Origin of the sequence: Kribbella italica (genome assembly GCF_014205135.1) — a bacterium.
Lineage (GTDB): Bacteria > Actinomycetota > Actinomycetes > Propionibacteriales > Kribbellaceae > Kribbella > Kribbella italica.
In genome coordinates, this window is record NZ_JACHMY010000001.1 from 1 (window position 1) to 14,170 (window position 14,170).

A 14,170-nucleotide genomic window follows, 5' to 3' on the forward strand; every position below is an offset into this window, starting at 1 on the left:
CGGCGAAGACGGCGGCGAGCAGTAGACCCGCGCTGGTGATGACTCCGCCGGTCACGCGCAGCGCGGTGGCCATGCCTTGCCGGGTGCCGTCGGTGCGGGCTTCTTCCCGCGCGCGGGTGCTGAGGAAGATGTTGTAGTCGACGCCGAGGGCGACCAGGAAGAGGAACGACAGCAGGATGACCGAGCCGTCGAGCGCCGGGAAGTTCAGCAGGTGGTCGAACACCAGCCAGCTCGCGCCGAAGCTGGCGAAGAAGGACACGACCACGGTCAGCAGCAGGAGGATCGGCGCGAGGACGGATCGCAGTACGGCGACCAGCACGGCGCCGACCAGGAGCAGGATCAGCGGCATGATGAGCAGCCGGTCACGCTGGTCGGCTTCCTGGACGTCGAGGCTTTCGGCCGGCCCGCCACCGACCAGGACCTGGTCGCTGACCTGGTCGAGTTGACTGCGAAGGTTCCGGACCACGGAGATCGAGGCTTCGGTGCCGGGCTCGGACGACAGGATCACGTCGTACTCGGCCAGTTGGCTGTTGCGGCCGCCGGGCCGGACCTCGGCGACTCCGTCGACCTGCTGGATGGTCTGGGCGATTGCCTCCGCGTCGTCGACCGGGCCGATCACCGTGATCGGCTCGGTGGCGCCGGCCGGGAAGGCTTCGGCGAGGATCTTGGCGCCGCTGACAGCTTCGGGCTCGACCCGGAACTGGTCGTTCTGGGCCAGGCCGGTGCGGACGCCGAAGGTCCCGGCGGCCATGCCGGCCAGCAGGAGGCCGGCCACCGTGAGGACGATCGCGGGCCGTCGAGCCACCAGAACGCCGAGCCGTCCCCAGACCTTGCCCTCGGTCGCCGGATCGCCGACCCGGGGAACGAACGGCCAGAAGATCCTGCGGCCGAACAGCACCAGCGCCGCGGGCAGCACGATCAGGCTCGAGACGATCGCCAGGACGATGCCGATGATGCAGCCGATGGCAATTCCCTGCAGGGTCTCGGTGCTGGCGAGCAGCAGCAGGGCCAGCGCACAGACGACGGTTCCGCCACTGGCCAGGATCGGCTCGGCCACTCGCCGTACGGCGATCCGCATCGCTTCCAAGGGGCGCTCTTCGGCCCGCAAGACCTCCCGGTAGCGCGCGATCAGCAGCAGCGCGTAGTCGGTCGCCGCGCCGAAGACCAGCACGCTGACGATCCCGGACACCTGTCCGCCGCCGGGGATGCCGAGCCGGGAGAGTAGCTGCTCCGAAAGCCCGGTGGTGACCTGCTCGGTGAGAGCGACCACGACCAACGGGATCAGAACCAGGCCGGGACTGCGGTAGGTGAGGAGTAGGAGTACCGCCACCACACAGGCCGTCACCAGGATGAGGCGCGTGTCCGCACCGTCGAAGACTCTGGTGAGGTCCGTGGTGAAGGCCGCCGGGCCGGTCACCGAGGCCTGCAGCCCGTCGGGCAGGCTCTTGAGATCGTCACGGAGCTTGTCCACTGTCTTGGACAGCTGCTCGTCATCGCCGCCGGGCAACGGCAGGACCGCGAGCCCGACCTTCCGGTCCTCGGAGAGCTGCACCGGTACTTTGACGCCGGCCGCGGCGGACGCTTCGCGGGAGGCGGCCTGGTCCGCCGCGGTCAGCACGCCCTGGTCCGGCCGGCTGAAGACGATCAGGGCCGAGGACTGGTCGGCGCCTGGAAGTTGCTCGCGCAACTGCTGGGCCTGCGCCGATTCGGCGGCCGAGGTGGACAGACCGGTCGCGGATCTGGGCTCGGCCTCCTCCGCGGCGGGACTCAGGAGGGTTAGCGTAGCCAGCGCCAAGCCGCCCAGCACCAACAGGGCGGCGACGCGTCGGGATCGCAGGAAGAAGCCTGAACCTGGCACGGGAACTCCTCGGCAGCTGCTGAAGACTCGATAAACGAGTATCTTGGCAATCAAGACATTAGGAGATGGAGTGACTGAAGGCAAGCCGGGTGCTGAGGCCGCCGGTGGACGGGACGAACTCGTCGGTCTGGTCCAGACGCTCGTGGCCGAGGGCCAGCGGATCGGTCACGCCTTCGCTCAGCGCCACGGGATCCACGGCACCGATGTCGAGGCCCTGATCCGGATCCTGGTCGCGCCCGCCGAGACGCCGATGACCGCGGGCGCCCTGGCCGCCGAGCTCGGCCTGACGACCGGGACCGTCACCACCTTGCTGGACCGTCTCGAACGCGACGGTCATGTCCGCCGGGAGCGCGACCCTACCGACCGTCGCCGGGTCATCGTCCGGTACGCCGAGCCGGGGCTGGAGCTCGCCGGTCAGTTCTTCACCCCACTGGGACGCCACCACCGGGCGGCCACCGCGGCGTTCACGCGAGAGGACCTGGACGTCGTGAAGCGTTACCTCGCGGCCACCATCGCGTCGTACCGGGCTTATCGGGAAGAGCTCGACGACGAGATGCGGCATCGTCCGCGGCCGGCCTCAGCCGGGAAGCGTTCCCCGGATGATGCTGGCGCGTGAATGTTCGGGATTGCCGTCGTTCGGCTCCAGTGAGATGTCGACGATCCGATAGCCCTGCTGGGTCAGGTCCTGGGGGATCGTGAAGGTCCCACCGGTCTGCGGATTGAGGACGCCGAGCGAGACCATTCGCTTGCCGTCTTCGTTGATCATCCAGACCTCGTAGAAGCCCTGACCGGCGCCCAGCCCCGAAGCTTCGACCTTGAGGCGGTCGCCGCTGTTCTCCTGGATCAGGTCGGCGTTGCCGTCGCCGGACTGGCCGGCGACTGGCGTCAGCCTGATCATGGTCTCGGCCACTGGGGCTTTGGTGTCGTCACGGGTTGCCAGCAGCGTGCCGGCAACCCCGGCGCCGGCTCCCAGGACGGCAGCGACCGTCGCGGCGACAGCCAAGGCCCTCCACCGAAAGCGCCGGACCTCGGGATGCCCTGCGGGCGACGGGTTCGTGCGCTCGGGCGAAGCCGGACGGAGCGCAGTCGGTTCCTGCTGTCCGTCCTCGCGAAGGTCGGTGCCAGGAACCGGTCCGGTCTCCAGGCCCAGCTCGGCGTTGATCTGACCCCACAGCTCGCTCGGTGGCTGCTCGAGCCGAGGCAGCCGCTTGCTGAGCCGGGCGATCTCCTGCAGCTCCGCATAGCTCTCGCGGCACCGGGCGCAGAGCTGGAGATGAGTGGCGGCGGCGGTGTCCGGTGTCTGGTCGTCGAGGACCCACTGGGCGAGCTGCTCGTCCTCAAGATGCGTCGTCACCCTTCACCTCCTTCAGTCGGTCGCGCAGTTGCAGCAGGCCCCGCCGTACGTGACTCTTGACGGTGCCGAGCGGCAGGGCCAGTTGGTCGGCGATCTGCGGATATGCCTGGTCTTCGTAGAAGGCGAGCCAAAGGATGGTTCGTCGTGGGTCATCGATCTTGGCCAGTTCGTCGGCGAGCAGGACCCGATCCACCGTGTCCTGATCGACCTGGTCCGCCGCGGCCTCGCTGTTCACGAGCGCCGCGGCGGCTTCGGTGTTGCGGTGGTCGCGACTTCGGGCGGACATCCGGTCGGCGATCCGGTGCCGTGTGATTCCGGTCAACCAGGCGCCGAACTGGCCGGTCGCGGGATCGAACGTCGCGCGGCTCCGCCAGGCCGAGACGAAGACCTGCTGGGTGATGTCCTCGGCGTCGGTGCGGTTGCCGAGCGCTTTGAACGCAAGGGTGAACACCAGGGCCGACCATTGCCGGTAGGCATCGGCGAGACTCTCCTCGCGACCCTCCGCGAAGGCCTTCGCGATGTCACTCGGCGAAGGTGAACCCGCGGCACTTGTGCTCACGGCCGGAACTCTAGCGAACTCCGTGGGCGAGTGCCGTCCGTTCGAGCGAAAGGTCACCGGGACCGCCTGTGCACTGGGTTCACTGTTGCCCTGACTCCTGCCAACGGGGGCTCGATCTTTTGCGTTCAGACTGGTACGGCGGTGACGACCAGGTTGTCGCGGTAACCACCTCCGTTGCGGTCGTAGGGCCCACCGCAGGTGACGATCCGCAGCCGGGGTTCGCTGCCGCGGTCGAAGACCTGGCCGAGGGCCAGTGCGGTCTTGCGGACATCTTCCACCTTCTCCACCCGGTAGGTCGCGACGGAGTTGTTGCTCGACCGGACGGTGATCGAGTCCCCGGGCTCGAGTTTGCTGAGCCGGACGAGAGGTCCCTTGCCGAACTCCTTGCTGTCGAGATGGCCCCCGAGTACTACCGAGCCGCGCTGGTCGCCGGGTGCGGGACCGAACCGGTACCAGCCGATGGTGTTCGGGTTCGGGGGGAGCTCCATCTGCCCGTCCTTCGCGACGCCCACGGCGAGTACCGGGATGTCGAGATCGGCTGAGCCGATCTGCAGGCGGTTGGGCTGAGGACCCTCGGTGAGCGTCGGCAGCTGGGCTGCCTTCGTGCCGATGCCCGAGGGACTGCGGGGAGCGGACGGGGTCGCGGACGGGCGAGGGCTGGGGGGTGAATCTCCCACCGCCGGTCCGGAGGACTCCGCCCGCTCGTTCGGGGCAGCCGTCGCGCCTGAGTCGGAAGTTCCGCAGCCGATCAGCAGCGGGGCGGCCAGTGCGGCCATCGCGAGGATGGCCGCACCACGAACGCGAATCACGACCGCGCACGCCCCCGAACTGCCGCCGTACCGGTCGCGAGGACACCGAGGGCAACCAGTCCGAGCGCACCCATCAGCCACACCGGGACACCGATCTCGGCGGCCTGACCGCCGGTGCCGCCCGGGATGCCGCTCGGGTTGCCGTGCAGCCCGGAGATGGTCTGGACGGCGAGCTTCAGGTTCTTGCCGGACGCGCTGCCCCAGGCGTACACGATCGTGTTCGTGCCTTCCTTGAGGTTCAGGTCGGCGGGGCCGATCGCGACGGTCGACGTACCGGCGAGCGTGACGTCGGCCTTGACCGTGCCGGCCGGCAGATCGGCCTTCGCCTCCTTGGGGTTCGTCAGCCCCTTGAAGACCGGCTCGCCACCGGCGCGGACGTCGACGGCGGGCGCCGCGGCGTCGTGCCGAACGGTCACCCGGGCCTTGCCGGCGCCGAGCTTCGACGTGTCGTTCACGTACGGCGTGAGGACCGGCTTGCCGGCCGCGCTCAGGTGGGCGACGACGGTGATGTTGGCGCCACCGGGGACCTCGACGTTGTTCGCCTGGATGACGGCCGCGCCGCCCGCACCGGCACCGGCCGCGGTCACTTTGAGGTCGTAGGTGCCTTCGGGCAGCTTGACCGGGTCGGTGAGCGTGCCGGGCTTGAAGTCCGTCAGCAGCGCCTTGCCGTTGGCATAGACGTCGACGGTCGGACCGGGCACCGCGTGCAGCACCGACACCGTGGCATTGGCGGTCGGCTTGGCCTGCGCACTTCCTGCGGCGGCCACAGGGACCCCGGCCGCCAGCAGGCTGGTGGCGACCAGAGCAGTGACTCGACGGATTGACATGGAACCCTCCTACGGAATGGGTGTTCTTGTACCTCTCTTCCGGTCCAACCCCTTGAATGGATGCGCCGAACAGCGCGAAACTGGCCGACTCAGAGCCTTGTGCGAGCAGTCGTGCTGAACATTCGTCCGCGCAGGGCGTCCGAGGAGGCGCAGCATGTTGCCCGTTGCCGTTGCTCGCGAATACGGGCGCCGCTGTGGAGGAGCCGCTACGCCTGTGGCCGACCATGCTGATCGTCCTGCGGGAAGCTCGGCGCGAGACGGCGCGGAGGGGGCGGATCGCTCCAGCCAGCAATCAGTTCGCCATCGTCAGCTCGGTCTTCCATCGAGACGCTCGACTACGCCGACAGCTTCCTCCGCGACATCTGACTGGATGAGCGCTCGGACGGCGACTGGCCGCTGCTCCCTTTCAGTGCTGGACCGGCAGTCTGCCCAGGTCGCAAGTCGTCCTACTGATTACCAGCGCGGCGGCTAGCCGTGCGCTGTCGCGCTACGCCCTCGCCGGGGGCTCGCGGACGCGCGACATCCTCACCCCATCACGTTTGCCGACGACATTCGACCACGCGTCGATCCGCATCGGCTTCGCGCCCACGGACAGCGATGGATGAGATCCGCGGAGCTGGGCTGACGCGAGATCAGGCGACCGGATCGTGACCCCAGTTCATCAAGGAGTAGCGCCAGTCGGTGTTCGAGACGTCGCCGGAGGGACGCTGCTTGGTGTGGCGGTGGACGTAGCCAACGACCTGGCGCATATGTGCGTAGTCGCTGTCGCTGAGATCGGCCTTGTGGGTACCGAGAAGTTCGATGATTCGCCGACCACTGCGATGACCAACCGACTCCGAGCCGTCGCTGGCCTTCTGGCCGACGCGCTTGGAATCATCGGCATTCAGCCATTTGTCCAGCTGCTGCGGACTCATGTTCACCACGTCCCGGAACTCGCGATACGTTTCGTCCTCGTCCTCGGTCACGAGGACTTGTTCCCTCCCCGGCGCAACGCCGACGGCTTGTGAACTGCGGTGTTGCCGGACTTGTCACTACGAACCAGGTACTGCGGCTCCTCAGGTGACGCGTCCACCGTCCGCCCTCCCGCCTGGGTTCGCTCGGTGATCTTGCGCTCGACCGTGCCGTGCGCTGTTCCGCCGTGGCTGTCCCACTCGACGACATCGCCCTTGCTGAAGGTTTGCCCGCTCACGATTCCACCTTTTGTCGATGATCAGTGAAACCATCGGTACCCGCTCGAACTACGGACAATCGGTTGGTGTCCCAGGCAGGCAGGCAGCCGGCTGGTTGTACCGGCCACCCTGATCGTCCGCGAGTCGGCCTGATCAGTCGTTCAGTCGCCGAACTCGATGTCCTCGAAGAGGGTCCAGGGACCGCCCAGGTAGTTCCAGACCGACCATCCGGTCGCCAGCGCTGTCGGCCAGTGCTGCGTGCGATTGAGCTGGATGTGGAGCTGCCGGGCGATCGCAGGGTTCACCTTGTTCTGAACGGTGATGTGCGGCCGGAAAGGCTGCTGGTCCTGCGGGATGAGCCAGTTCCACCAGCGCCGGGCCAGTTTGCGATGGAGTCCGTCCAGGTACGGCGACCGGACGTCGACCGCAACTCCACGCCCCAGAAATCGCGAATGGCTGAAGGCGACGTCGAACGGCGACGGACGTAGTTCGCAAAGATCGGCGAGGATGTCGGCAGAGCGTTCGGCCGGTAGCCGGTGGAAGAGGGTGAGATGGGCTCCGACTCGATTGAGTCGAGCCGGGTAGTGCTGTCGCCGTAACTCGTCGAAGATCGCCGTGCTGTACTCGTCGAGGCGCAGGGTGACGACCAGTGGGGGATCACGGGGCGGTGCTTCCACGGCTCTCCTCTTGATCAACGAGTTCGGGCAGGTCCTTGAGGCGGGTGCGGGCGGTGAGTTGCCGGGCGATGCGTTGGTTGCCCTGGAGGCGGTCGGCGTTGCGGTCGAGGAACCACCAGTAGCCGGCGGTGAAGGGGCAGGCGTCGGGGCCGATGCGGAGGCGGGGGTTGTAGCGGCAGTCGCCGCAGTAGTCGCTCATCTTGTCGATGTAGGCGCCGCCGGCGGCGTACGGCTTGGTGGCGAGCAGGCCGCCGTCGGCGTACTGGGACATGCCGACGACGTTGGCGACCATCACCCAGTCGTAGCCGTCGACGAAGCAGCGGTGGAACCAGTCGGTGACCTGGTCGGGGCGCCAGCCGCGTTGCATGGCGTAGTTGCCGAGCACCATGAGCCGGGGGATGTGGTGGACCCAGCCGTGTTCGCGGACGCCACGCAGGACCTCGGACAGGCAGCGGGCCTCGACGGCGCCGCCGGCGTCGAGGTCGGTGAACCAGTCGGGGAGTTGCCGGCGGGCCTGCAGCTTGTTGCTGCGGCGGTAGTCGTCGCCGAAGTGCCAGTACAGGTGCCACATGTAGTCGCGCCAGCCGATCAGCTGGCGGACGAACCCCTCGACCGAGGCCAGTGGCGCGTCGCCGGTGCGGTAGGCGTCCTCGGCGCGCTCGACGACCTCCACCGGGTCGAGCAGGCCGAGGTTGATCGGTGCCGACAGCAACGAGTGGGCCATCCAGTCGTCCGCGGTGAGCATCGCGTCCTCGTGCGGACCGAAGCCCGGCAGGCGGTGCTCGACGAAGTCGCGCAGGGCGTGCAACGCCTCCCGGCGGGTCACCGCGAACCGACGAGGACCGTCGTCGCCGACGAAGCTGACGTCACCGTCGCGCTGCCAGCGGTCGAGATCGGCGCGGACCTCCTCGTCGATCTCGTCCTCGGTGGGCCACCACGGTTCCGCCGTACCGAGCCTCGGTTGCTTCGGAGGTGCTTCGCGGTTGTCGTGATCGAAGTTCCAGCGGCCGCCGGCCGGGTTCGAACCGTCCATCAGGACGTCGAGCCGGACGCGGGCCTCGCGGTAGAAGTCCTCCATCAGCAGCCGCTTCGCGCCGCGCCGGCCGGCCCAGTCCTCGAAGTCCTCGCGGCTGGTGGAGAACCCCCGCGCCGCGAGGACCTCGACGCGCTCGAGGCCACGGACGAACCGGTCCGCGGCGTACGTCGTCGGCGCGCAGACGCTGAGCTCGCCGCGGACCCGTTCGAGCGCCTCCCGGTAGGTGTCCGCGCGTTCGAACCGGACCTGGTCGCCGAGTTCGGCCGCGCGGTGCCGTAACGCGGACAGCACCAGATGGGCCTTCTGACGGTGGAACGTCTTCCGGGCGAAGACCGCTCTGGACTCGATCAGCAGTACCGGCTGGTCACAGTGGTCCAGGAAGTGTGGACCGAGCTGATCCGCGAACAACCATCGACGCTTCATGGCTGGACGGTACCCAATGCACAGCGCTGCCGCTTCACGCTCCCGTCTCGGTCCTTGCACCACTCAAGGCGGACGACCGGAGACCCTAACCTCGGCGTTTCACGGAAATTGGTGCGACACGTGATGTGAAGAGGCGAGAGTGCCTTGTCTGTAAGGGAAAATTGGGTTTGCGAAGACTCAATGATCCCGGACAGGAAGGCACTCTCGAGTGAAGCGTAACAAGGGCAAGGCCCCGTTCAAGGTGTCGGCGGATGGTAAGGGCACCGTGTCGCACGCCGGGACCTCGCTGCTGCGGGAGCTGGCGGCTCAGACCGGGCTGGTGGACGGATGGACAGCGGCGCTGCTGGACACTTACCGGTTACCGCCGCTGCATGCGCCGGGCCAGGTGCTGGTCGATGTCGCGGTATCGATCGCCGACGGCGGTGACGCGTTGCGGCATCTGCGGACGTTGCGGGATCAGCCGAAGCTGTTCGGGCTGGTCGCCTCCGACCCGACCGCGTGGCGGGTGGTCGACAAGGTCGATGAGGTCAAACTGGACCTGTTGCGGGCCGCGCGCGCAACAGCCCGGGAGCGGGCCTGGGCGGCCGGCGCAGGCCCGGACCTGTCCGAGCAGTTGTGGCTGCACTTCGACGCGACCCTGCTGACCGCGCACTCGGACAAGGAGAACGCCGCACCCACCTGGAAGAAGGGCTACGGCTTCCACCCGTTGCTGTGTTACCTGGACCGGCCCGACGTGTCGGGTGGAGAGGCGCTGGCCGGGCTGCTGCGGCCGGGCAACGCCGGCAGTAATACCGCCGCCGACCACGTGACGGTGCTGAACCTGGCGATCGCCGCGCTACCCGGGAACGCCCGGCCATGCCAGCCACAGCCCGGGGCGGTCGATGGACCCACCGTGATGGCCAGTGCTGATTCCGCCGGCGCCACCCACGTGTTCGCCGCCACGCTCCGCAAACACGGGATCGGGTTCTCGCTGGGATTCGCCGTCGACGAGAACCTGCAGCAAGCGATCCTGGCCACCCCGAAACACGCCTGGCAACAGGCCTACAACGCCGACGGGCAACCCCGCCGCGGCGCCTGGGTCGCCGAACTGACGGGGCTGCTCAACCTCGACAACTGGCCAACCGGTTCCCGGGTCATCGCCCCGCTTAGAACGCCCCCACCCCGGCGCCCAACTCACCTTCACCGACATCGACGGCCACCGGTTCACCGCCTTCCTCACCGACACCCCCAGCGGTCAACTCCCCGACCTGGAAATGGAGCACCGCGCCCACGCCCGCGTCGAGGACCGGATCCGCACCGGCAAAGACACCGGCCTCAGGAACCTGCCCTTCCACGCCTACACAGCCAACGCCTGCTGGCTCGAACTCGCACTCACCGCCGCCGACCTACTCACCTGGTCCCAAGCACTCTGCTTCACCGGCACCCTCGCCCGCACCGAACCAGCCACCTACCGCTACCAGATCCTCCACACCGCTGGACTACTCGTCCGCACCGCCCGCGGCCGATATCTGCGACTCGACACCGACTGGCCCTGGGCACACCAACTCGCCACCGCATTCGACCGGCTCCGCACCGCTCCCTGGCCAGCCACCTAGCCACAGCCCCTATCCCAACAACCCAAGGACCTTCGGAGCCCGCCCACCCGACGCGACAGCCGGGCCCGACCCACGCCACCAACCAGCCAACAGGCCCCCGAACCACCCAAACACCAGCAGTAAGCGACACGCCGGAACCCCATGAAAGATCGAGGCTAACGCAAGATCCGGTTGCTGGGGCACCTGTCAGATGTTCAGCGGTCGCAGTACCAGCCAGATGCCGTGGGCAATTGCCCGTTGCCCTTGTTGATGTCCAGGGCCCACGGATTGAGCAACGGGTGGGAGTCGTTGCGGTCAGCATCGATCAGTCGGATCCGTCGCTCTTGGGCGAAAGTAGGTATGGCGTATGTACGACGAGGCGTGCGTACGCGATGTCGGGTCTGGATAAAGTACGGGAAAGAGCGCCACACTTCCTTGACCGAGATCAGGTCATGGGTGGCGAACGCGGCCGCCGTGGCTGCGGTGTTGGTGAGTGGCCCGCGGGTGCCGGCTGTACTGCAGGCGCAGTAGATCTCTGTTGCGGTGGCGGTTCGGGTATCGGTGCCGGGAGCGACGCGATCAAGCAGCTCGAGACAGTGGCTCGGACGACGGGTTCGTACTGCATTCGCTCGTGGGTTGGTTTGAGCAGGCTGAAGGCGTCGAAAGGTCGTTAGCCGCTGCGGGATGCCGGAGCTGGGCTTTGACGATTCCTCCTCAGCCCATTCCAGTTGATCTCTGGCCGTGTCGATCTCTTCCAGACCCTTGAGTTCCAGCCGTGCATAGACATCGACCGAAGGCGTTCGGGCGACTCCGGGAATGCGAACTCACGAACCGGATGCGCCCGGACCAATCATCGGCCTGAAGCCGCGGGAGACGGCTGACCCAAGGAAGATAGGACTCACCTCAGCAGGTTGCCTGGGTCGGGTCTCTGTCTCGGTCCAGGCCCACGTGCAAGAGATTCCGGGCAGGTCTGACAGCTACTTTCGCGAACACGCAACTGGCCACGAGGCCGGGAAGAAACTCGCGCGTGCCATGTTTGACTTCTCCCGGACCGGACGAGCCGTACGCCGGACAGCGCAGTCTTCAACGGTTGTAAGTCGGGGTGGACGTGCCTGCGGCGAACGAGCGCAGCGGCAAGGGCGTTCCGGAACCAGTTGGCCATCTCGTCAGGCGATTTCCTCTCCTGCGCCGCGGAATGGCAGATCGTACCCGAGAAGAAGGTCCCTGATAATATCAACCGCGTGACTGAGCCGGAATGGACCGCGGACACCCTGGCGAGCCTGCCCGCGTGGACGCTGGTGCAGGCGTATCACGGGGTGGCGCAGGGGTTTACCGAGTTGTTCTCGGCGCAGCGGATGACGCCCGTGCAATTCGGAGTACTGGCGCAGTTGGCCGTGAGTCCTGGACTGACTCAAGCCGAACTCGCGCGCCGGGTGCTGATCCGCCCGCAGTCCATGGGGGAGTTGACCGGCACTCTGGTCGATCGCGGCCTCCTGATGCGCCACGGTCCGGGAGGGCGGGGGCGCGCGGTGCCGGTCACTCTGACGGAGGAGGGGAGCGCCACTCTTGCCAGGGTCGGCGCAGCCGTTCGGGAGTTCAACGACCCCGCCTCGCTCGGGCTCGACCCCGAAGAAGCCCGCATTCTCAACGGGCTGCTGCACAAACTCATCGCTGCGCAGCGGAGTAAAGCCTGACGACCCGGACAAGCGGGCGGCGTCTCGGCCAGTGGTTTGTGAACGTTTGTCAATGCCGTACTCTCCATGTATCAGGTTCCTGATTCTTTGGGGTGAGTCTCATGCGGTGGTGGACTGCTGGAGTACTACGACTGCGGTGGCTAGTCGTGGTCGGCTGGATCGTGGTGACGGTCGTCGGCGGGCTGCTTGCGCCCAAGACGATCGACGGTTTGTCCTACGATTTCGGTCTGCCCGGCCAACCGGCGTACGAGGCCAACGAGCAGATCCTCGAGAAGTTCGGTAATGGCGGAAGCGTCGATCCGCTGGCTGTGGTCCTGAGCGTTCCCGCTCCGGCGAGCGTCGAGGACCCGGCAGTGCGTTCGGAGTTCGCCGGGGCGCTGAAGCGCCTGCAGCAGCCGGGATGGCGAGTCCTGTCTGCCAGTGACGCCGAGGCCGGCGCGGCGCTGACCAGCAAAGACCGCCGTACGACGGTCGCGCTGGTCTATCCCCCGATCGTCGGAGGCCCTTCGGCGTACGCCGCCGCGCTTCCGCAGGTGACCTCGATGCTCGCCGACGTACGAGTCTCCGGCCAGCCACTGCAGGTGACCGGCGTCGAGGCTCTCCGTGAGGCCGGCGGTGGCTCGGATCGGCCCATCATCGTGGAGATCGCGTTCGGTGCGGGCGGGGCACTGCTGGTGCTCGCACTGGTGTTCGGATCATTCCTCGCGCTGGTCCCGCTGCTGATGGCGGTGGCGGCGATCGCCACGACGTTCCTGCTAATCCTGGCACTCTCGACGGCCATCGACGTCTCGTTCATCATCCAGTACCTGGTCGGTCTGATCGGACTGGGCGTGGCGATCGACTACGCACTTTTGGTGGTCATGCGCTGGCGGGAGGAACGCGGCCAAGGCGTCGAGAACCGCCAAGCAGTGATTACCGCGATGGCGACGGCGGGTCGCGCAGTGCTCTTCAGCGGTGTGACAGTGGCGATCTCCCTTCTGGCGCTGGTCGTGGTCCCTGTTCCTTTCCTGCGCAGCGTGGGTTTCGGAGGTCTGCTGATCCCGCTGGTCAGCGTGGCCGTCGCGGTGACGCTGCTACCGGTGATCCTCGCCGGTATCGGCCCCCGCCTGGAGTGGCCGCGCCGCAAGCAGCACCAAGCCGAAAGCCGGCTGTGGAAGCGGATCGGAACGGTGGTGGTGCGACACCGAGTCGTCGCGACCTTGCTGGCTGTGGCCGCACTGGCAGCGATGTTCGCGCCGGCCCTTGGCTTGCGGCTGGGCTCTCCGGAACTGACCGCGATCTCCACCGGTGACGACCCGTCGTCGAAGGCGTACCGGGCGGCGACCGATGCCGGCATCAGCGCCGGCGTGTTCCGGCCGGTCGAGATCCTCACCACGGCAGGGGCCCGAGGCGACCGACGCAGTGAGGCAAGTTGCCGGGGTGGCCGCCGTCACCGCGCCGGGCGGAGAGGCCTGGAAGCGCGGCGAGCAGCAGATCGTCACGGCCTTCCTGTCCACCGATCCTTCGACACCGGAAGGCAAGGACACCGTCGAGCAGGTCCGCGCTGCGGCGGAGAACGCGGGCACGGTGGTCGGCGGTAGCGCGGCCGAGGATGCGGACGCGGTCAGTGCCATTTGCGGGAACATCGGCTGGGTGCTGCTGCTGGTCGTCCTGGTGACCATGGTGCTGCTGGCAATTGCCCTGCGGTCGGTATTGCTTCCCATCAAGGCCCTGGTCCAGAACGTCGTTTCGATCGGGGCCGCCTACGGGCTCACCGTGCTGATCTGGCAGGACGGATTCGGAGCCGAGGCCCTCTTCGGCGCGGAGGCGAGCGGAGCGATCACCTTCTGGGTGCCGCTGGCCGCGTTCTCGTTCCTGTTCGGGCTGTCGATGGACTACGAGCTGTTCATCCTGTCCCGGATCCGCGAAGAGCACGACGCGGGTCGCTCGACCGACGACGCCGCAATCGCCGGATTGAGCTACACCGGTCGCTTAGTCAGCTCAGCGGCTCTCATCCTGTTCCTGGCGTTCATCGCCCTGTCCACGGTGCCGGTGATCGACGTCAAGATTTTCGCCACCACGTTGGCGGTGGGCATCGCGCTCGACGCCACGATCGTGCGTGGGGTGCTGACCCCCGCACTCGTCGCATGGTTCGGCCGACTCAACTGGTGGTGGCCCGGAAGTTCACGACATCGCTGAAACCAGTTCTGA

The 14,170-nt window shown here is 67.4% G+C and carries 13 protein-coding genes and 1 pseudogene; 5 read left to right on the plus strand and 9 right to left on the minus strand.

The window, feature by feature from the left end; genetic code table 11:
- Positions 1 to 1,858 (minus strand): MMPL family transporter (locus HDA39_RS00005; RefSeq protein ID WP_184793187.1); only part of this gene is annotated, 1,858 nt, incomplete at its 3' end.
- A 70-nt stretch (positions 1,859 to 1,928) separates the two neighbouring features.
- On the opposite strand from HDA39_RS00005, the gene HDA39_RS00010 reads away from it, so the two are divergent.
- Positions 1,929 to 2,474 carry a MarR family transcriptional regulator gene (locus tag HDA39_RS00010; protein WP_184793188.1) on the plus strand — a complete coding sequence of 182 codons (546 nt, stop codon included), beginning with the start codon at positions 1,929 to 1,931 and terminating at the stop codon, positions 2,472 to 2,474.
- Here HDA39_RS00010 and HDA39_RS00015 read toward each other — a convergent pair.
- From HDA39_RS00015 to HDA39_RS00050, 8 genes are all read right to left on the minus strand, one after another.
- Positions 2,436 to 3,212, minus strand: a complete 777-nt coding sequence (locus HDA39_RS00015) for an anti-sigma factor domain-containing protein (RefSeq protein ID WP_184793189.1) — start codon at positions 3,210 to 3,212, stop codon at positions 2,436 to 2,438. The two genes, HDA39_RS00010 and HDA39_RS00015, sit on opposite strands and share 39 nt — an antisense overlap.
- On the minus strand, positions 3,196 to 3,828 hold the full coding sequence (locus HDA39_RS00020; RefSeq protein ID WP_337925572.1) for an RNA polymerase sigma factor: 633 nt from the start codon (positions 3,826 to 3,828) through the stop codon (positions 3,196 to 3,198). The genes HDA39_RS00015 and HDA39_RS00020 overlap by 17 nt, the downstream gene beginning before the upstream one ends.
- Positions 3,829 to 3,896: 68 nt before the next feature.
- Positions 3,897 to 4,580, minus strand: a complete 684-nt coding sequence (locus tag HDA39_RS00025) for a sortase domain-containing protein (RefSeq protein WP_184793190.1) — start codon at positions 4,578 to 4,580, stop codon at positions 3,897 to 3,899.
- On the minus strand, positions 4,577 to 5,407 hold the full coding sequence (locus tag HDA39_RS00030; RefSeq protein ID WP_184793191.1) for a DUF4397 domain-containing protein: 831 nt from the start codon (positions 5,405 to 5,407) through the stop codon (positions 4,577 to 4,579). Before HDA39_RS00030 ends, HDA39_RS00025 begins: the two co-directional genes overlap by 4 nt.
- A 632-nt stretch (positions 5,408 to 6,039) precedes the next feature.
- Positions 6,040 to 6,372, minus strand: coding sequence for a DUF3140 domain-containing protein (locus HDA39_RS00035; RefSeq protein WP_184793192.1), 333 nt, complete (start codon positions 6,370 to 6,372; stop codon positions 6,040 to 6,042).
- Positions 6,369 to 6,596 (minus strand): hypervirulence associated TUDOR domain-containing protein, encoded by a 228-nt coding sequence (locus tag HDA39_RS00040; protein ID WP_337925573.1) that lies wholly within the window; start codon positions 6,594 to 6,596, stop codon positions 6,369 to 6,371. Before HDA39_RS00040 ends, HDA39_RS00035 begins: the two co-directional genes overlap by 4 nt.
- Positions 6,597 to 6,737: 141 nt before the next feature.
- Complete coding sequence (locus tag HDA39_RS00045) at positions 6,738 to 7,253, minus strand: 2'-5' RNA ligase family protein (protein ID WP_184793193.1); 516 nt, start codon at positions 7,251 to 7,253, stop codon at positions 6,738 to 6,740.
- Positions 7,234 to 8,712 (minus strand): cryptochrome/photolyase family protein, encoded by a 1,479-nt coding sequence (locus tag HDA39_RS00050; protein ID WP_184793194.1) that lies wholly within the window; start codon positions 8,710 to 8,712, stop codon positions 7,234 to 7,236. Before HDA39_RS00050 ends, HDA39_RS00045 begins: the two co-directional genes overlap by 20 nt.
- Before the next feature lie 208 nt (positions 8,713 to 8,920).
- On the opposite strand from HDA39_RS00050, the pseudogene HDA39_RS00055 reads away from it, so the two are divergent.
- The 4 genes and pseudogenes from HDA39_RS00055 to HDA39_RS42035 all read left to right on the plus strand — a co-directional run bounded on the left by HDA39_RS00055 (position 8,921) and on the right by HDA39_RS42035 (position 14,158).
- Positions 8,921 to 10,307: pseudogene (locus tag HDA39_RS00055) on the plus strand (IS1380 family transposase).
- 1,133 nt (positions 10,308 to 11,440) lie between these two features.
- Complete coding sequence (locus tag HDA39_RS00060) at positions 11,441 to 11,980, plus strand: MarR family winged helix-turn-helix transcriptional regulator (protein ID WP_184793195.1); 540 nt, start codon at positions 11,441 to 11,443, stop codon at positions 11,978 to 11,980.
- A gap of 101 nt (positions 11,981 to 12,081) precedes the next feature.
- Complete coding sequence (locus HDA39_RS00065) at positions 12,082 to 13,560, plus strand: MMPL family transporter (protein ID WP_202892812.1); 1,479 nt, start codon at positions 12,082 to 12,084, stop codon at positions 13,558 to 13,560.
- Positions 13,469 to 14,158 (plus strand): MMPL family transporter, encoded by a 690-nt coding sequence (locus HDA39_RS42035; protein WP_238356300.1) that lies wholly within the window; start codon positions 13,469 to 13,471, stop codon positions 14,156 to 14,158. Before HDA39_RS00065 ends, HDA39_RS42035 begins: the two co-directional genes overlap by 92 nt.
- Positions 14,159 to 14,170: the final 12 nt, after the last annotated feature.